This window comes from Tardiphaga sp. OK245 (genome assembly GCF_900108575.1).
Lineage (GTDB): Bacteria > Pseudomonadota > Alphaproteobacteria > Rhizobiales > Xanthobacteraceae > Tardiphaga > Tardiphaga robiniae.
In genome coordinates this window covers 527317-545614 of record NZ_FNWZ01000002.1, presented here as the reverse complement: position 1 = coordinate 545614, position 18298 = coordinate 527317, and the positions used below count along the sequence as shown (strand labels likewise).

Annotated in this window: 20 protein-coding genes and 1 pseudogene; 13 read left to right on the top strand and 8 right to left on the bottom strand. The window is 62.1% G+C overall.

Features of this window, described 5'->3' with window-relative positions; translation table 11 throughout:
* Positions 1-12 precede the first annotated feature (12 nt).
* From BLW80_RS09235 to BLW80_RS09220, 4 genes are all read right to left on the bottom strand, one after another.
* On the bottom strand, positions 13-930 hold the full coding sequence (locus BLW80_RS09235; RefSeq protein WP_093757721.1) for a phosphoribosylaminoimidazolesuccinocarboxamide synthase: 918 nt from the start codon (positions 928-930) through the stop codon (positions 13-15).
* 66 nt (positions 931-996) lie between these two features.
* A complete protein-coding gene (locus BLW80_RS09230) occupies positions 997-1914 on the bottom strand; it encodes a pirin family protein (protein ID WP_093757720.1) in 918 nt (305 codons plus the stop codon).
* A 104-nt stretch (positions 1915-2018) separates the two neighbouring features.
* Positions 2019-2621, bottom strand: a complete 603-nt coding sequence (locus tag BLW80_RS09225; RefSeq protein WP_093757719.1) for a 3-keto-disaccharide hydrolase — start codon at positions 2619-2621, stop codon at positions 2019-2021.
* Positions 2622-2686: 65 nt separating this feature from the next.
* Positions 2687-3607: a LysR family transcriptional regulator gene (locus tag BLW80_RS09220; RefSeq protein ID WP_093758191.1), complete on the bottom strand. Its 921-nt coding sequence runs from the start codon at positions 3605-3607 to the stop codon at positions 2687-2689.
* On the opposite strand from BLW80_RS09220, the pseudogene BLW80_RS30955 reads away from it, so the two are divergent.
* Positions 3530-3955 (top strand): annotated as a pseudogene (locus BLW80_RS30955) (hypothetical protein); the annotation flags it as partial. The gene BLW80_RS09220 and the pseudogene BLW80_RS30955 overlap by 78 nt on opposite strands.
* 96 nt (positions 3956-4051) lie before the next feature.
* Positions 4052-4339 (top strand): DUF1330 domain-containing protein, encoded by a 288-nt coding sequence (locus tag BLW80_RS30730; protein WP_244528174.1) that lies wholly within the window; start codon positions 4052-4054, stop codon positions 4337-4339.
* Positions 4340-4345: 6 nt separating this feature from the next.
* Here BLW80_RS30730 and BLW80_RS09210 read toward each other — a convergent pair whose 3' ends face one another.
* Entirely contained in the window at positions 4346-5710 is a 1365-nt protein-coding gene (locus BLW80_RS09210) for an MmgE/PrpD family protein (protein ID WP_089263362.1), read from the bottom strand.
* 129 nt (positions 5711-5839) lie between these two features.
* Between BLW80_RS09210 and BLW80_RS09205 the strand changes: the two genes are divergently transcribed.
* Entirely contained in the window at positions 5840-6979 is a 1140-nt protein-coding gene (locus BLW80_RS09205) for an FUSC family protein (RefSeq protein ID WP_093757717.1), read from the top strand.
* Here BLW80_RS09205 and BLW80_RS09200 read toward each other — a convergent pair.
* Positions 6963-7505 (bottom strand): hypothetical protein, encoded by a 543-nt coding sequence (locus BLW80_RS09200; RefSeq protein WP_139285798.1) that lies wholly within the window; start codon positions 7503-7505, stop codon positions 6963-6965. The genes BLW80_RS09205 and BLW80_RS09200 overlap by 17 nt on opposite strands.
* Before the next feature lie 7 nt (positions 7506-7512).
* On the bottom strand, positions 7513-7986 hold the full coding sequence (locus BLW80_RS09195) for a DUF2867 domain-containing protein (RefSeq protein ID WP_093757715.1): 474 nt from the start codon (positions 7984-7986) through the stop codon (positions 7513-7515).
* A gap of 157 nt (positions 7987-8143) precedes the next feature.
* Between BLW80_RS09195 and BLW80_RS09190 the strand changes: the two genes are divergently transcribed.
* The 10 genes from BLW80_RS09190 (at position 8144) to ccoS (ending at position 16798) form a co-directional block, all read left to right on the top strand.
* A complete protein-coding gene (locus BLW80_RS09190; protein WP_093757714.1) occupies positions 8144-9103 on the top strand; it encodes a tripartite tricarboxylate transporter substrate-binding protein in 960 nt (319 codons plus the stop codon).
* A gap of 93 nt (positions 9104-9196) precedes the next feature.
* The gene (locus BLW80_RS09185; RefSeq protein ID WP_093757713.1) at positions 9197-9571 is read left to right on the top strand and encodes a nuclear transport factor 2 family protein; all 375 of its coding nucleotides are present in this window, start codon (positions 9197-9199) and stop codon (positions 9569-9571) included.
* A gap of 241 nt (positions 9572-9812) precedes the next feature.
* Positions 9813-11471 carry a cytochrome-c oxidase, cbb3-type subunit I gene (ccoN, locus tag BLW80_RS09180; protein WP_093757712.1) on the top strand — a complete coding sequence of 553 codons (1659 nt, stop codon included), beginning with the start codon at positions 9813-9815 and terminating at the stop codon, positions 11469-11471.
* A 2-nt stretch (positions 11472-11473) separates the two neighbouring features.
* Positions 11474-12214, top strand: coding sequence for a cytochrome-c oxidase, cbb3-type subunit II (gene ccoO, locus BLW80_RS09175; RefSeq protein WP_170849621.1), 741 nt, complete (start codon positions 11474-11476; stop codon positions 12212-12214).
* Between the two features lie 2 nt (positions 12215-12216).
* The gene (locus BLW80_RS09170; protein ID WP_349633093.1) at positions 12217-12393 is read left to right on the top strand and encodes a cbb3-type cytochrome c oxidase subunit 3; all 177 of its coding nucleotides are present in this window, start codon (positions 12217-12219) and stop codon (positions 12391-12393) included.
* Entirely contained in the window at positions 12393-13274 is an 882-nt protein-coding gene (gene ccoP / locus BLW80_RS09165; RefSeq protein WP_093757710.1) for a cytochrome-c oxidase, cbb3-type subunit III, read from the top strand. The genes BLW80_RS09170 and ccoP overlap by 1 nt, the downstream gene beginning before the upstream one ends.
* A complete protein-coding gene (locus tag BLW80_RS09160; RefSeq protein WP_244528079.1) occupies positions 13271-13486 on the top strand; it encodes a hypothetical protein in 216 nt (71 codons plus the stop codon). The genes ccoP and BLW80_RS09160 overlap by 4 nt, the downstream gene beginning before the upstream one ends.
* 16 nt (positions 13487-13502) lie before the next feature.
* Entirely contained in the window at positions 13503-14303 is an 801-nt protein-coding gene (locus tag BLW80_RS09155; protein WP_093757708.1) for a DUF2189 domain-containing protein, read from the top strand.
* Between the two features lie 69 nt (positions 14304-14372).
* On the top strand, positions 14373-16646 hold the full coding sequence (locus BLW80_RS09150) for a cation-translocating P-type ATPase (RefSeq protein WP_093757707.1): 2274 nt from the start codon (positions 14373-14375) through the stop codon (positions 16644-16646).
* On the top strand, positions 16643-16798 hold the full coding sequence (ccoS, locus tag BLW80_RS09145; RefSeq protein ID WP_089263381.1) for a cbb3-type cytochrome oxidase assembly protein CcoS: 156 nt from the start codon (positions 16643-16645) through the stop codon (positions 16796-16798). The genes BLW80_RS09150 and ccoS overlap by 4 nt, the downstream gene beginning before the upstream one ends.
* 101 nt (positions 16799-16899) lie before the next feature.
* On the opposite strand, the gene BLW80_RS09140 is transcribed toward ccoS, so the two are convergent.
* Positions 16900-18234 (bottom strand): MFS transporter, encoded by a 1335-nt coding sequence (locus tag BLW80_RS09140; protein WP_089263383.1) that lies wholly within the window; start codon positions 18232-18234, stop codon positions 16900-16902.
* Positions 18235-18298: the final 64 nt, after the last annotated feature.

Sequence of the window (18298 nt, the reverse complement as noted above, 5' to 3'; positions counted from 1 at the left end):
ACGGTCAATTTGTTAGTTGATGACCAGCTCCGTGCCGGTCAGGCGGCGATAGGCCTCCAAATAGCGCTTGCTGGTGGCGTCGATCACCTCAGGGGGCAGCGGCGGCGGCGGGGCTTCACCGTTCCAGCGGCCGGCGCGGCGCTCGATGTCGAGATAGTCGCGCAGCGGCTGCTTGTCGAAGCTCGGCTGCGGCTGGCCCGGTCTATAGACGTCGGCGGCCCAGAAGCGGGAGCTGTCGGGGGTCATCACCTCGTCGATCAGGATGATGCGGCCATTGCCTTCCCTGCCGAATTCGAACTTGGTGTCGCCGATGATGATGCCTGCCTCGCGGGCGATCTCTTCACCCTGGGTGTAGACGGCGCGAGTCATGCTCTCGAGGGTGAAGGCATCCTCCTCGCCGATAATCTCGCGCATCCGGGCGATGGTAATGTTCTCGTCATGGCCGGTCTCGGCCTTGGTGGCCGGGCTGAACACCGGCTCGGCGAATTTCTGGCTTTCGAGCAGTCCGGCATCGAGCTTCTCACCTGCCAGCGTGCCTGACGCGGCATATTCCTTCCAGGCCGAACCCGAAATGTAGCCGCGGATCACGCACTCGATCGGGAAGACGGTGGTGCGGCGGCACAGCATGGCGCGACCGGCCAAGGCGGCGCGGTGACCTGCGAGCGCCGGCACCTGCCCGATGATCTCGTCGGCATCGGCCGAGATCATGTGATGCGGGACCACGCCGCCAAGCTGGTTGAACCACCAGGCGCTGATCTGGGTCAGCACCGCGCCCTTCATCGGGATGGTTTCGTTCATGACCACGTCAAAGGCGCTGATGCGGTCGGTGGTCAGCAGCAGCACGCGGTCGCCGCCGACGGAATAGATATCGCGCACCTTGCCGCGACCGATCTTGGGGAGGGGCAGGTCGCTGGTGGCCATTGTGGTCATGTCAGGGTCTTTCGAAAGCAGAGCCGTCCGGCGTCTGGCCGGCGGCGACGTGATGAAGGAGTGAGCCTATTCCGGCAGCGGAATGAATTCGTGTTCGTTGGGCACATGCGCGAAGCGGCCGGTTTTCCAGTCCTCTTTCGCCTGCTCGATGCGCTCCTTGCTGGAGGACACGAAATTCCACCACAGATGCCGCGGACCTTCCAGCGCATCGCCGCCGAGGAACATCATGCGGGTATTGCGCGTCGCCTTGATGGTGATCGCGTCGCCGGGCCGGAAGATCAGCAGTTGCGGTGCTTCATGGCGATCGCCGGCGATCTCGATCTCGCCATCGACGATATAGACCGCACGTTCCTCATGGTCGGGATCGAGCGGCACGCTGGTGCCGGCCTCGACGGCCACTTCGGCATAGAACCATGGCGACACCATCGACACCGGCGATGCTTTGCCAAACGCCTTGCCGGCGATCACGCGCGCGGTGAAGCCGGTGTCGGTGATGGTTGGCAGGCTGTCTGCGGCATAATGCTGGAACGACGGCGCGATTTCCTCGGAGCCCTTGGGCAGCGCGATCCAACTCTGGAGGCCCAGCATCTTCTGGCCGTCGCGGCGCTGCACGTCCGGAGTGCGCTCGGAATGGGCGATGCCCTTTCCGGCAGTCATCAGATTCATGGCGCCTGGCTGGATCTCGCGGACATTGCCCTCGCTGTCGCGATGCATGATCGCGCCGTCGAACAGATAGGTCACCGTGGCCAGGCCGATATGCGGATGCGGCCGCACGTCCATGCCCTTGCCGGAGATGAACTGCATCGGGCCGAAATGGTCGAAGAAAATGAACGGGCCGACCATCTGCCGCTTGCCATGGGGGAGGGCGCGGCGGACGAGGAAGCCGTCGCCGAGATCGCGGGTGCGCGGCACGATCACGAGCTCCAGTGCGTCGCAGGTCTTGGGATCACCGAGGATTGGATCTTCTGATGGTTGCCAGCTCATGAGGGCTCCGTGGGGTTGGGGCCATCATAGCAGCATTTGGCGGAGCGGGTAAAAGGGCCTCAGCCCGGATGGATCGCTCCGTCCGGGCTGAGGAATGGCTGTGCTTACAGCGGCTTGATCTGGACCTTGCGGAATTTCACCACGCCGGAGCCGTATTGCAGGGCGATCGGGCCGGCGGCGTGCTTGGTGTCCTCGACATCGACGGTCTTTTCGCCGTTCAGGATGACAGTGAGCTTCGGACCTTTCGCCGTGATCTCATAGGTGTTCCACTTGTCCGCCGCCTTAGGCATCGGATTGACCTTGGCCACATCGACAATGGCGCCGGTGCCATAGGACGGGTCGGGCCGCTTGTCGAAGATGTTGACCTCATAGCAGGTCTTGCCGTCGATCACCTTCGGGTTATCGCAGCGGATGAAGATGCCGCTATTGGCTTCGGCATCGGTCCAGAACTCGGCCTTGATCTGGAAATCCTTGTAAGGCGTCTTGCTGACGAGATAAGCGAGGTCCTTGCCGGAGAGCAGCTTGTCGGCGGCGAGCGCGCCGTCCTTCATCTCCCAGTTGGCGTCGCCAACCTTGTCCCAGTCGCCCATCTTGGTGCTGTCGACCAGCGTGACCCAGCCGTCAGACTGGCTCGAAGCAGGCTGGATTGTCGTAAGAGCCGCAACGCCGATGACGAATCCGGCCGCAATCGCTGTAACGCGCAACATAAAGGTCTCCTCCCGTTTGCTTTTTATTGGTGTGACGTTAGCCACGGGCGAATGCGGTTGTAAATCTACTTCACATTGTGCGGTGCGCTAACGCTTGATGCCTTGCGCTTAGCTGTAGGGCGGCGGGTCGTTCGTTCGTCCAGCAGCACTTTTTGCATCGCCTGGACATTCGGCGAAGCCGCGCCTTTGCGCCAGATCAGCACGGTCTCGGCGTGATTCTCGCCGCGCGGCAGGCGATGCACGGTGAGCCGCTTGCCCTCCGGGAATGTCGACAGCACGCTTTCCGGCAGCAGCGCGATGCCCATACCCGCGACTACGCAGCCGAGCATGGCGTGATAGGAGCCGAGTTCGATGGTGCGCTCGGGCATCTCGCCGCGCTTTGCATACCAGTCTTCCAGCCGCTTGCGATGCGGGCAGCCGTTCTCGAACACCAGTACCGCGCGCGGCGCGCTGTCCTTGCGGCCGATCGGCGGATGGCGTGGCGACGACACGATCACCGGCTCCTCGTCGAACGCATGCATGCGGTCGAACGGCGCTGCGGCGATCGGCTCCGCCACGAAGGCGGCATCGAGATCGCCGGCGAGGATGCCTTTCGCGAGCGTCTCCGGATTGCCGATGCGCATTTCGAGCTGCACGCCGGGATAGCGGCGGTGAAATTCATGGAGCGGTCCGGGCAAGCGCACCGCTGCTGTGCTCTCCATGGCGCCGAGGCGGAAGACGCCCCGCGGCCGCGGGTCTTGCACCGCGTCGCGGGCCTCGTCGGCGAGCGCCAGCAGCCGGTCGGCATAGCCGAGCAGCGTTTGACCTGCCGGCGTCAGATGCAACCGCTTGCCTTCGCGCACAAACAGCGTCGTGCCGAGATCGTCTTCGAGCTGACGCACCCGTGTCGTCACGTTGGACTGCACGCGATGCAGCCGCTCCGCGGCGCGCGTCACGCCGCCTTCGCGCACCACAGCGCGGAAGATGCGCAGCTCGGACAGATCCATGCATCTCTCCATGAGATCGAAATGATCTTAATTATTCATTTTATGGGATGGAAAGCGCCGAGTAAACCCGTCATGGCCAACGTCACTCATAAGCGGAAAGGGGCGGACATGATCGACGACAAACGCGAAACGTATGCACACGACGTCCGTCGCCTGACGCCGCTGCAATGGACTGCGCTGAAGCGATCCATCATCCGCCGTGTCCATGCCGAGCGTGGCCGGATGTTGCGGTCGATCGCGATCGCTGCCGTCGCAGCCCTGCGCCGCGGCTGGCGCGGCCTGCGCGAGCGGCAACAGGCACGTGACCAACTACGCTCCATGAGCGATTACGAATTGCGCGATATCGGCGTGACCCGCGCCGGCATTGATGCCGTGATCCGCCACGGCAATGACGATGCGACGCAGGACGCGCCACAACGATCACATCAAAACTGGAGAGCTATGATGTCGAAAGCCTACTGGATTGTCCGCGTCTCGGTGCGCGACGAGAGCCGTTATCCGGAATATCTCGCCGCGGCCAAGCCGGCGTTCGACAAGTTCGGCGCACGGTTCATCGTGCGCGGCGGCGCCTTCGAAACCATGGAAGGCGACGCCCGGGACCGCAATGTGGTGGTGGAATTCGCCGACCGCGCGACCGCAACCGCCTGCTACCGCAGCCCGGAATACGAAACCGCCAGATCCATCCGGCAAAAATACGCCGATGCCGATTTTATCATCATCGACGGAGCCTGATGTCCGTTACCGTCCCAGTGCGGTCGCCGTTGCCACACGGTCGAAAGTCTCGAGCGAGAGGATCGCATCCGCGAATTTCTCGGCGCGATTATTCAGCACGGGGCGCGCGAGCTGCAGGAACTTCTGCTGCATGGCGGCGGCATCGGGAAACGATGTCGGCTCGCCCGACGGATCGGCATAGATGCGCTCATGCATGCCGTCTTCAGTATGGATGCTGACGCGTGCGCCGAACGGATGACGCTTGCCTTCCAGGCGTTCGTCCTGAACTACGTCGAAACGGTCGGCCAGCGTGTTGATCGCGCTATCGCCGAGGCGCTTGTAGTCGTCCCAGCCGAATGAGCCCTGATCAAGCGCCAGCGCGCCGGTGAAGAACATCGAGAACTGGCCGCCAACGATGGAGGTCGGATGGCGCTTGGTGGCGGCGTCGCCGGTCAGCGTGATGCCGTTGCGATGCAATCCAATCTCGACGCGTTTCACCTGCTCGGGCGTCAGATTGTGCTCGCGCCGCATCGCCACCAATGCGTCGATGGCCGCATGCGTATAGCGGCAGCTCGGATACGGCTTCACGCCGATCTTCATGGTCTCATAAACCGAGCCGAGATCGGCCACGGCCTTTTCCGGATGCGCGTTGTCGCTGTAGCCGACCAGGAGGCCATGCTTGCCCTCGACGGATTCGGTCGCGCCGATGAATTCGTTGCGCGCCAAGGTCGCGGCGATCACGCCGTTCATGGCGGCCGCGCCGACCTGGTAGCGCTTGTTCCAGGCACCGTTGACGAGGAATTGCAGCGAGCCCGCCGCCTGGCTGCCCGACACGCCGAAGGCTGAAATCAGCTGATCCTTCGAGAGCCCGAACAACTTGCCGGCTGCAGCCGCAGCACCATAGGTGCCGGCGGTGGCGGTGGGGTGAAAACCTTTCGCATAATGCGAGGTCGGATCAAGCGCATTGCCGAGCCGGCAGCAGACTTCATAACCGGCGACGATGGCTGTTAACACCTGCTTGCCCGAGGCGCCGACCATTTCGCCGACGGCGAAGGCGGCGGGTACCACGGGAGCGCTGGGATGTAGCGAGGAATCGGCGTGGGTGTCGTCGAAATCGAGCGAATGGCCGAGCGCGCCATTGAGCAGGGCGGCCACGGCCGGCGTCCAGGTCTTGCTGTCGCCGAACACAGTGGATTCTCCCTTGCCGTCCAGCGACAGGGCCTCCAGCATCTTCAGCAGTGAGGGGGTGGATTCGGCCTCGCTGCGGGCACGGATGGTGCTGCCGAGATAATCGAGGGTGAGGACCTTGGCGCGTTCCAGCACGTCCTGCGGAATGTCGTCGAATTTCAGGTCCGCGACATAAGCGGCAAGCGTTGCGGTCTCATTGGCCATTGTGTTTCCTCACTCTTGTTGAAATAGCCTTAGGCGGACCAAATCGGCGTTTCAAGCGGCCATGGCGACGCGTGGATCAGCCATGCTGAAACTGGTTCGTCAAAATCCGTTTCAGGGATCAATTCTGACATGTCCGCATCGAAGCGAATTCTCGGCTTCCTGAAACGGGTGGTTGCCTTCTTCCGGGCGCGAAAGGTCGAACTCGGCCTCGGCGTCCGGGTGACCACAGCGGCGCTTGCTGCGCTGATCATAGCCCTGACCGTCGGGCTGAAACTGCCGCTGTGGGCTGTGCTGACGGCGATCATTGTCACCCAGATGAGTGTCGGGCGGTCGCTGAAGGCAACACGTGATTATCTGGTCGGCACGATCGGCGGCGCCATCTATGGCGGCGCGGTTGCGATCCTGATCCCGCATTCCAATGAAGGCGCGCTGCTCGCCGTTCTGGTGCTGGCGGTGGCGCCGCTGGCCTTCATCGCGGCGATCAATCCCAGCCTCAATGTTGCAACGGTGACGGCGATCATCGTGCTGCTGCTGCCGATGATGAATCACAACACACCACTGGAATCCGCCATCGACCGCGTGCTCGAAGTCACGGTCGGTGCCGTCACAGGTCTTCTGGTGTCGTTCCTGGTGCTGCCGTCGCGGGCGCATAATCAGGTCCGCGCCAGTTCGGCCGAGGCGCTCGATCTGATCGCGACGGCGCTCACCGAACTGCTCGCCTCTCTGACGCGCGGCCGCGACAATGAAGCACTGCACCGGTTGCAGGATGGCATCGGCCATGCGCTCACCAATCTGAATGCGATCGGCGCCGAAGCCGAGCGCGAGCGTGCGGCGCATCTGTCCAGCGGCCCTGACACTGGCCCGCTGTTGCGCACAACGCTGCGGCTGCGGCATGACCTGGTCATGATCGGGCGGTCCACTGTGGTGCCGTTACCATCTGCGTTGCAGGTCAGGCTGGCGGGTCCGCTGTCGCGGGTCAGCGATGCGATGACGACGTTTCTGCATTCGACCGCCGTAGCACTGCGCAGCGGCACCGGTGCGCCGGCGATCTGGCCGGTGCAGACCGCACTACAGGCTTATGCAGGAGAGGTCGGTGCGCTTCGGCAAGAGGGGCTAACGCGCGGATTACCCGGCGATGTAGCCGAGCGTTTCTTCGCGATCGGCTTTTCGCTGGAACAGATGCGGCAGAATTTGAAGGATCTCGAACGTTGCGTCGCCGAATGGGCCGAGACGGATCCGGTGAGCAAGGAGCCTACTGACGCGACTTGAGCAATGCCAAGGCGTGGAGCTGCAGCTTTTCCGGGTCGCGCTCCCCGCGCGATGCTTCATCGAGAATACTGCTCGAGAGCAACTGCACGGCGTCCGATGAAATCCGCAGCGGCAATTCATCGAGGCAGCGATCCAGCGCTGTGGACATCGCAGCGACCGTCTCCGGGCCGAACGACTGGTTTCGTTGGTCGTCAGCTTGGGGCGCCAGATCGGGAGATGCGACGTCACGAATGCGGGCGGAAAGCCGCGCTGCCTCGGCGAGTACGCGGAGGTAAATCAATCCGGCCTCGCTTAGCGCCTTTTCTTCGATCTGTCCTGACCGCGCCACGGCGACAATCCGCGCGGCAAGGCGGCGGCGGTTCTCGGGCGTGTCCGCGGACTCGCCTTCATGCGTCACAAAGGGCTGCCAAGCGGCGTCAAACGCGTGCGCCAGCGTGACTTTCAGCTCCTCGTTCTGCGGATCAATCTCTGTAAATGGCATATGGGCTAACGGGCTGCGATGACCCAGGTTCCCCACGGCTGCCACGGCAAATTCAGCGCGTGACCTGCCGCAGCATGGAACGGACCACCATTCGGTGAAACGGCTTGATGACCGTCAGGTAGATACGTCCGAGCCAGTTATGCATCAGCACGACGGTCGTTGCCGTAACGCGCTGGCCGGTACCGTCCGCTGCGACATCGACCACGACGCGAAAATCGAGATGATTGTCATTGAATCCCGCGATCAGACGCTGCGGCGTCTCGCTGAGCACAGGGAAAAAGCCGACCTTGTCGACATTGGCGTGACGCGCAGAGTGCGCCGTCTTCAGCCCGAAGGGCGCAACGATCAGATCCCGCAGCTGCATCAGGGCGTCCACCCAGGGCGGAGAATGGCTGAGCATGCGGGTGGCGGCGTCGCGGGCGGTCAGGTCCGTCGTTTCGGTCGTAATACTGAAGGCGTCGGCGAATTGTGCGCCGGCCAGCAGGCTCTTGGTGTCGATCGTTGGGTGAACCATGGAGATGGTCATAGGACCTCCGTAGACTCAAGGAACGGCGCCGCACGCCGTCGGTTACGCCGCTCTGCAGCATAACATGTCTTTGCATCCGGCGCCGGATACTCCCTAAGATCACGGAAAAATCAGGCAAAGATCTACTTAGACAAGACCTGGTCAGGGAGGATTTGGGATGGCTTGGTTCAGGCTTGCTCCGCTCTGTCTGGTGCTGATCGCGCCGCTGTGCGCATCCGCGCAGGATTATCCCACCCGTCCCATCACGCTCGTTGTGCCATTCGCTGCCGGCGGCAGTTCCGATGTCAATGCACGGCTGATTGCCGAACAGATGAGCCGGCATCTCGGTCAGCCCATCGTGATCGAAAATATCGGCGGTGCGGGTGGGGCCGTGGCGCTGGCCCGCGTCGCGCAGGCTCCACCCGACGGCTACACCATCGTGCAGGGCAATAGCGGCACCAATACTGCGGTCTACCTGTTCACGCCCGATGTGAAATTCGCGCCGTCGGATTTTGCAGGCATCGGCATGTTCAACAAGAGTTCGGCGATGGTTGCGATTCGGCGCAACTTTCCGGCGGAGAATCTCGCGCAATTCCTCGTCCACGCGAAGCAGAACCCCGGCAAGCTGAATATCGGCCACTCCGGTGTGGGCTCGCAGAACTATCTGTTCTGCAAGGCTTTCGTTCAGGCCGCGGGCATCGATGTCACGCTGGTCGGCTATCGCGGCGGCGGTCCGGCCCTGAATGATCTGATAGGTGGGCAGATCGATGGCATCTGCGATTCCTCGGCCTCTGTGACGCCGGCCATCCAGAGCGGCCTCATTCGCGCGATTGCGCTGGCATCCAGAACGCGCTTGCCGCATCTGCCTGACGTTCCGACCGCCAGCGAGGCCGGGTTGCCGCAATTTGAAATATCTGGCTGGTATGCGCTGTTCGCGCCGAAGGGCACGCCTGCGCCGATCATCGCGAAGCTCAATGCCGCGATGCGCGCTGCCGTTGCCAATCCCGATTATCAGAAACGCCTCGATGATCTCGGCTCGATGCCCGCCGCAGATGCCGAAATGGCGCCGGCCTATCTTGCGCATTTCGTGCCGCAGGAGATCGAACGTTTTCGAAAGATGCTGGGCGACAGCAAGTGATCTAAGGTCGGATGACCTATGCAACGGTATAGTATGGCCGTCATCGCTTTGATGTTATAAGGGTTCCAGTCTGATTGTGGGTGGGGGACTAAGTTGGCTTATGATCGTTCGACCGTTGAAGCGGTGATCCAGCATTATTTCGACGGCCTCTACGAGGCTGATGCCGACAAGCTTGGCGCGATCTTTCATCCGACCGCGGACCTGCGCTGGGTCGAGAATGGCGAGCTGAAAGTACTGACCATGCCGGACTGGATGGCCATGGTTCGTACGCGGACCTCGGGCAAGGTCGATGGCAAGACCCGCGATGACCTCATTGTCACCATCGATCGCTCCGACGACAAGACAGCCTTCATCAAGGTGCGCTGCCAGCTGCCGCCGCGTTACTTCACCGATTACCTGGTCGCGATGAAGCTGGCCGATGGCTGGCAGATCGTCTCGAAATCCTATCGCTACGACGTGAAGGACTAAGAGGCGCAGGCATCCTGTCTGCGCCTATAGAAGAGACGCGCCAGGTTCGGTTGCGCGACATTGGTTGTAAGTATCAAAAATTGCGATTGATCCCGGTCGGAAACCGTTCGCGGGCTTGACCTAAGTCAATCGCTATGGCGGCGGAGTGAGTTAGTCGTGATGGTGTGAGGATGCTCTGTGCCGATCGGGCGCTGCGCGTCCTGCCTGACGAGCCGGTGCGAGACGAGCAGGGGATGACCGGATGATCGCGCAATTGACCAAATCGGAGCGGCAGCTCGCGCTGATCATTCTGCTGTCCCTGACGATTTGCGGTCTGGCGATGGCGATCGCCGGCAGTCAGGACCCGCTCGGCATCCATGGCGCGATTGTCATGCTGGCGGGGATCGCCGGCATCTTCGGTGTCATTTATGTCTATTACGAGCCAGAGCCGGACGAGGCCCGGCTCGCGCTGTATTACGATGACCCTACCAAACTGGCGATCATTCTGGCGATGATCTGGGCCGTCATCGGCATGTTCATCGGCGACTGGGTCGCGTGGCAGCTGGTGTTTCCCAATCTGACGTTCGATGCTGGCTGGTCGAGCTTCGGCCGCATCCGCCCCGCGCATACCAGTGCAGTGATCTTCGGCTTCGGCGGCAATGGACTGATTGGCACCTCGCTCTATGTGCTGCAGCGGACCTCGCGCGCGCGGTTGCCCGATCAGATCAGCCCGTGGTTCGTACTGCTCGGCTACAATCTGTTCTGCGTGCTCGCCGCCACCGGCTACTTCATGGGCGTCACCCAGTCGAAGGAATATGCCGAGCCGGAATGGTATGCCGACCTCCTGCTGGAAATCGTCTGGATCGTCTATTTCGTCATCTATATGCGGACGCTGGCGCGGCGGAAGGAGCCGCATATCTACGTCGCCAACTGGTACTACATGGCCTTCATCCTGGTGGTGGCGATCCTGCATACCGTCAATAATCTGGCGATGCCGGTCTCGTTCGGTCACGCCAAGAGCTATTCGGCCTTTTCCGGCGTGCAGGATGCGATGACCCAATGGTGGTACGGCCACAACGCCGTCGCCTTCTTTCTCACCTCCGGCTTCCTCGGCATGATGTATTACTATCTACCGGTGCGGGCGGGGCGGCCGATCTATTCCTACCGGATGTCGATCATCTCGTTCTGGGGCATCACCTTCATGTATATGTGGGTGGGCTCCCATCACCTGCATTACACAGCGCTGCCGCAATGGGTGCAGACGCTCGGCATGACTTTCTCGCTGATGCTGCTGATTCCGTCCTGGGGCTCCGCCGGCAACGCTCTGCTGACGCTGAACGGCGCCTGGTACAAGGTGCGCGACGATGCGACGCTGCGTTTCATGATGGTGGCTGCGGTGTTCTACGGCCTCACCACGTTCGAGGGATCGTTCATGGCGATCCGTTCGGTGAATTCGCTGTCGCATTACACCGACTGGACCGTCGGCCACGTCCATGCCGGCGCGCTCGGCTGGGTGGCGATGATCACTTTCGGTTCGATCTATGCGTCGGTGCCGTGGCTGTGGAAGCGCGAGCGGATGTATTCGCCGGCGCTCGTCGAATGGCACTTCTGGCTCGCTGTCGCCGGCCTCTTCACATACGTCTTCGCGATGTGGAATTCAGGTATCATCCAGGGTTTGATGTGGCGCACCTATAACAGTAGCGGCACGCTCTCTTATTCCTTCATCGAGACAGTGATCGCGATGAAGCCCTATTACGTCGCGCGGGCGGTCGGCGGGTTCTTCTTCTTCGCTGGCGCCGTGATCGGTCTCTACAACATCGTCATGACCATCCGCACTGCTGGTCAGCCGGCCGATGAGCGCGCCGCAGATCGTCCGGTGGCACAGCCCGCTGGCGTGCCTGCGCTGCAGCCGGGAGAATGACGATGGGGTTGTTCGGCCTGCACTACAAGCTCGAACGCAAGACGATGAGCCTTGCCATCGGCATCATCATTGCCGCCAGCATCGGCGGCCTCATCGAGATCGTGCCGCTGTTCACGATCCATCAGACCGTGGAAGATGCACCGGATATGCGCGTCTATACGCCGCTCGAAATCGCCGGCCGCAACATCTATATCCGCGAAGGCTGTTACGCCTGTCATTCGCAGATGATCCGCACATTGCGCGATGAAGTCGAACGTTACGGGCCGTATTCGCTCGCGGTCGAATCCAAATACGATCATCCGATGCTGTGGGGCTCGAAGCGCACCGGACCGGATATAGCGCGTCTCGGCGGCAAATATTCCGACGAATGGCACGTCAAGCATCTGATCAATCCGCGCGACGTGGTGCCGGAATCCGTGATGCCGCCTTATGCCTATCTCACGCGCGCCAAGGCGCGGATCGACGATCTCGGCCTGCATCTGACCGCACTGCGCAAGGTCGGCGTGCCCTATACGGATGAGATGATCGCCAACGCATCCAACGACGCCTATGGCCAGACCTCGCCGGATACGCCTTTCGCAGAAGGCGTCACCAAGCGCTATGGCGAAGCGACCAATGTGCGCGCCTTCGATGGCCAGCCCGGCGAGCCCACCGAGATGGATGCGCTGGTCGCTTACTTGCAGATCTTGGGCAAGCTGACTGATGCGGCTCACAAGGCCAAAACGGCTGCGGCGGGAGAGTGACGATGGAGCACGAGGCCACTGTCAGGTTCGCGAAGTCCTTCGGGCTGTTCTATCTGATCGCCATGTCTGTTGGCGTGGTGGTCTATGCCTATTGGCCGAAGAACAAAAAGTCGTTCGACTCTGCGGCGCAGTCGATCCTCGATCCTTCCGTTGAGGACAAGCCATACGAGGCGAAGTGATGGCAGTAGAGGAACGCGATCCCGACTCCGGCTATCTCACCACCGGCCACGAGTGGAACGGCATCAAGGAATTGAACACGCCGGTGCCGCGTGCGGTGATCTTCTTTCTGTGGGCCACGTTTCTGTATTCGGTTGTGTACTGGATCCTGATGCCAGCATGGCCGCTGGGCGTGACCTATACCAAGGGTCTGCTGGGGATCGACCAGCGCAACATCGTGGCCGAGCAGATCAAGGACGCGGCCTCGGACCGCGCCAAGTGGAGCAAGCTGATCGAGACCGAAAGCTTCGAAGCTATCCAGGCCGATCCGAAGTTGATGAAGATCGTGCGGCAGACCGGCGCGACGTTGTTCGGCGATAATTGCGCGGCCTGTCATGGCCGCACCGCCGAGGGTGGCAACGGCTTTCCAACGCTGGTGTCGCAGGCCTTTCTCTGGGGCGGTACGCCCGATGCGATCGCCGAGACGATCCGCGTTGGCATCAATTCGCCGCACAAGGATTCGCGGACGTCGCAGATGCCGGCCTTCGGCCGCGACGGGATGCTGAAGCGCGAGCAGATCGACGATGTTGTCGACTATGTTCGAAGCCTGTCGAATCCCGCGGTGGCCAAGGCGATCGCGCCCGGGAAGCTCGCCAGCGGCAAGGTGGTGTTCACCGACAATTGCGTCGCCTGCCATGGCGAGAACGCGACCGGCAATATCGAACTCGGTGCGCCGAACCTGCGTGACAATTTCTGGATCTATAGCGGTGACGCCCAGTCGGTCTTCACGACTGTCTGGGGTGGCCGGCAAGGTCACATGCCGAGCTGGGATTCGCGACTGTCGGCGCTCGATCGCAAGATTCTCGCGCTCTATCTCGTCAACCTTAGGGCTGCAGGACCATGAGCACAGCAGCGATGAAGCAGGTTAACGCGAAGTTCTGGATCTGGATGGCGGTTGCTACCGCTCTGCTGTTGGTGCTGATGGCCAATGCGCACATGGCCTATGTGGCGTTCTCGTCGCAGCCCGACTGTATCGATCACGTCAAGCGCGGCACCAGTGCCGCGGAAGCCGGCAAATTCAGTGCGGCATCCTCGTCATGCACGCCGCGTCGTTGAGATTGCGAGGTCGAAGATGACTCTTCCAGCCATTGCTCCTCCGCTACCACCCTCGGTGTCGTGGAATCGCCATGTTGCGCCATCCGTCGCCTTTGACTGGCTCAAAGCCGGCTGGCGCGATCTGACAATTATCCCGTCGGTGAGTCTCAGCTATGGCGTGCTGGTTTTCGCGGTCTCGGTAGTCCTTGTCGGCGGGTTGTTCGCTTTCGGTTGGGACTACATCCTGTTTCCGGCATTTGCCGGCTTCATGGTGGTCGGGCCAGTGCTCGCTATCGGACTCTATGAGAAAAGTCGCCGGATCGCCGCGCATGAGCGTGTGTCGCTGCTGCAGATGATCCTTGTCCGGCCAAAGTCGGGAGGGCAGTTGCTGTTCGCGGGCCTCTTGTTGTGCTCGCTGATGCTGGTCTGGATCCGCGCCGCGGTGATCATCTACGCGCTGTTTTTCGGCATGAACCCGTTTCCCGGCCTCGATGGCGTCGCGGCCATGCTGTTCACCACACCCGTCGGCTGGGCGATGCTGATCGCCGGCACCGCGGTCGGCGGCATCTTTGCGGCATTCTCCTTTGCGATCAGCGTGTTCGCCATTCCCATGCTGCTCAACGAACGCGTCGATGCGCTTACCGCAATGGGCACCAGTATGGGAATGGTCTGGGCCAATCTGCCGGTCATGCTGACCTGGGCGGGAATCGCGCTGGCTTTGTTCTTGATCAATGTCATGACCGGCCTGCTCGGTATGATCGTCGTGTTTCCCGTGCTCGGTCACGGGACATGGCACGCCTATGTGGCGATGAAGCCGGGTGTCGAGGTGGCTGGCTAAAGCATGATCCGGAGAAGCGGGAACCGGTTTCCGAAAAGATCATGTGCAAAGTGAGAAACGAGGTCTCCGATGAGTTGCTGTGGCTCAGGAGCAGAATTGGCCATACTGGCGGCGCCGGATCCGCGCGAAGTCCTGCTGGTCAGCCGTACCATTGCCGGCGGTTTGAGGCAGACCGATCTCTCGGTGCCGGACGTTCATTGCGGCGCCTGTATTCGCACGGTCGAACAAGCGCTTGGTGCGCTCGATGGCGTGACATGGGCACGGGTTAATCTCTCCACGAAGCGCGTCACCATCAAATGGCGCGCCGATGCCGCACCGCCGCCTTTCATCGAAACGCTGCGCAATGTTGGCTATGAAGCGCATCTGTTCGAGGTCGATGGCGATGCTACGGATACGACGCTGTCGGAACTGATCCGTGCGCTGGCGGTGTCGGGCTTTGCAGCCAGCAATATCATGCTGCTGTCGGTCTCGGTGTGGTCTGGTGCCGAGCCCGCGACGCGCGATCTGTTCCACGGTATCTCTGCGCTGATCGCGCTGCCGACGCTGATTTATTCCGGCCGGGTATTCTTTCGCTCGGCCTGGCAGGCACTGCGTCACGGTCGCACCAATATGGATGTGCCAATCTCGCTCGGCGTGTTGCTGGCCTTCGGCATGAGCCTGCACGAAACCGCGATCCATGGGCCGCATGCTTATTTCGATGCCTCCGTGACACTGCTGTTCTTTCTACTGATCGGCCGCACCCTCGATCACATGATGCGTGAGCGCGCGCGTGTCGCGGTGAAGGGGCTCGCACGCCTGGCGGCGCGGGGCGCGTTGGTTCTGCAGAGTGACGGTGCGCAGACCTATCTGCCGGTCGGCGAAATCACGCCGGGTATGACCATCATGCTCGCTGCCGGCGAGCGCGTGCCGGTCGATTCGCAGGTGACCAAGGGTCTGTCGGAACTCGACGTCTCGCTGGTCACCGGTGAGAGCGTGCCGCAGCCGGCTCTGCCGAGTTCAGTGCTGCGCGCGGGTACGCTGAATCTCACAGGCCCTCTGATCATCACGGCGACAGCCTCGGCCAACGAGTCGTTCCTCGCGGAAATGCTGCGGATGATGGAAGCCGCAGAGCAGGGCCGTTCGGTCTATCGCCGCATCGCCGATCGTGCGGCCGGGCTCTATGCGCCGGTGGTGCATCTTACCGCGGCCATCACGCTGGTTGGCTGGCTCATCGTGTCCGGCGACGTTCATCGCGCGATCACTATTGCCGTCGCGGTGCTGATCATCACCTGTCCCTGTGCGCTTGGCTTAGCTGTGCCGATGGTGCAGGTGGTTGCTGCGCGGCGGCTGTTTGAGAGCGGCATCATGATCAAGGATGGCGGGGCGCTTGAGCGTCTCGCCGAGATCGATACGGTGGTGTTCGACAAGACTGGCACACTGACGCTTGGCAATGCCCGCGTCGTCAATTCGGACAACGTCGATCCTGCGACCCTGGCGTTGGCCGGCGCGATCGCCGCGCATTCACGTCATCCCTATTCGCGTGCACTCGCTGCTGCCGTTTCAACAACGACGACTCCGATTGCGCTCGATGATGTCTCCGAACATCCGGGCTGCGGCATGGAAGCGCGTCTCGGCGGCAGCGTGCTGCGCCTCGGGCGGCCGGAATGGGCCCTCACCGATACCAGCGGTATGGATCTCGATGGCTCTTCCGCCGTGTTGTCGCGCGATGGACAATGCGTGGCGGATTTCCGCTTCGAGGATCGGTTGCGTGCGGGCGCGGCTGAAACGGTCGGCGACCTGAAGCGCGACGGACTGGCTGTCGAGGTTGTCTCGGGCGATCGCGAGACGCCGGTGCGGACACTCGCTGCAGGCATAGGCGTGCCATATTTCGCCGGCGTGCTGCCGGGCGGCAAGGCGGCGCATGTGGCAGAGCTGGCGTCCGCCGGCAAGAAGGTCCTGATGGTCGGCGACGGTCTCAATGACACGCCGGCGCTGATGGCCGCGCATGCGTCGATGGCTCCGGCATCGGCCGCCGATGTCGGGCGCAACGCCGCCGATCTCGTCTTCCTGCGCGAGGATCTGTCGGCCGTGTCTCAGGCAATCGCGGTCTCGCGCGAGGCAGGGCATCTCGTGCGGCAGAATCTCGCGCTGGCAGTCGGCTACAATCTCATTGCGGTGCCGATCGCGATCATGGGCCATGTCACGCCGCTGGTTGCGGCGATCGCGATGTCCGGTTCGTCCATCGTGGTTGTCGCCAATGCGCTGCGGCTGCGTGGCCGCGGCAAGTCCGACAAGTCCGACAAGTCTCAGGACGCGAGCGCATCAACGCCGCGAATGGCGGTCAGAATGGAGCCGGCGGAATGACAGACTATTTCTATCTGATTCCGATCGCCATCGGGCTTGGCCTGTGCGGCCTCGCGGCGTTCCTGTGGTCGCTGAAATCAGGCCAGTATGACGACCTGCAGGGTGCCGCCGAACGCATCCTGCATCAGGATGATGTGCCGCTGTCGCATTAGCGAAGTAGATGCCGGTTCGCGTCAGGGAAATAAGCCAGAACAAAAAGAAAGAGCCCCGGTTCTGATCAGAACTGGGGCTCTTTCTTTAGCGACAGTGTTGCTTACGGCTGGATCGCCGAGGCGTCGCGGCTGGCGAACTGCCGGTTGATCGAGATCGCAAGCAGGGTCACGACCGCGCCCGAGAGCAGATACACGCCCGACGAGGACAGGCCGAAGCGGCTCGACATCACCAGCGCCACGAATGGTGCGAAGCCGGCGCCGAACAGCCAGGCAAGGTCGGTGGTGAGCGCCGAACCGGTGTAGCGGAAGCGCTTCGAGAAGCTCGATGCGACCGAGCCCGAAGATTGACCGAGCGACAGGCCGAGCAGGATGAAGCCGGTCACCATGAAGGCGAGTTCGCCGACGATGCCGCCGTCCAGCATCTGCGGTGCGAAGCCGCTGAATACCGCGATGGCAATCGCCGAACCGGTCAGCAGCGTGCGGCGACCGACCTTGTCGGCGACATAGCCCGACACGATCATGGCGATGATGCCGAACACGGCGCCGATACATTCGACGATCAGGAAGCGGCCGGGCGCTTCGCGGGTGAACAGGAACACCCATGAGAGCGGGAACACTGTGACCATGTGGAACAGTGCGAAGCTCGCCAGTGGTGCGAAGGCGCCGATCACCACGGTGCGGCCCTGCTGGGCGATCGTCTCGGTGATCGAGGACGGCTCGAGTTCGCGGGCTTCGAACAGTTCGGTGTAGCCCGGCGTCACCACCATGCGCAGGCGCGCGAACAGGGCGACGACGTTGATGGCGAAAGCAACGAAGAACGGATAGCGCCAGCCCCAGTCGAGGAAGTCGTCAGCGGACAGCGTGTCGACGAAGAAGGCGAACAGCGCGCTCGCCACCAGAAGGCCGATCGGGGCGCCGAGCTGCGGGATCATCGCGTACCAGCCCTTCTTGCCTTCCGGCGCATTCAGCGCCAGCAGCGAAGCAAGGCCGTCCCAGGTGCCGCCCCAGGAAATGCCCTGGCCGATACGTGCAGCAGCCAGCAGCCAGGCCGATGCGACGCCGATGGATTCGTGACCGGGCAGGAAGGCGATGGCGACGGTGGCAACGCCGAGCAGGAACAGCGCGATGGTCAATTTGGCGCCTTTGCCCTGGCTGCGATCGATGGCCGTGAAGATCATCGTGCCGATCGGGCGGGCGATGAATGCCAGCGAAAAGATCGCAAAGGAATAGAGAGTGCCGGTCAGAGGATCGAGATAGGGGAAGACGAGCTTCGGAAACACCAGCACCGAAGCGATCGCATAGACGAAGAAGTCAAAGAACTCGGAGGTCCGGCCGATGATGACGCCAATGGCGATCTCGCCCGGGTTAACCGCTCCGTGGCCATCCGCGTGCAGAAGGCGTGCGTCCCGTTCGATCGTCGATGACGTCTGCGCCATTTTTTCTATCCGTCGGTGGTGTGTTGAAGGCCATGCAATCGACGCCCAAAGGGCGACGCGAGGT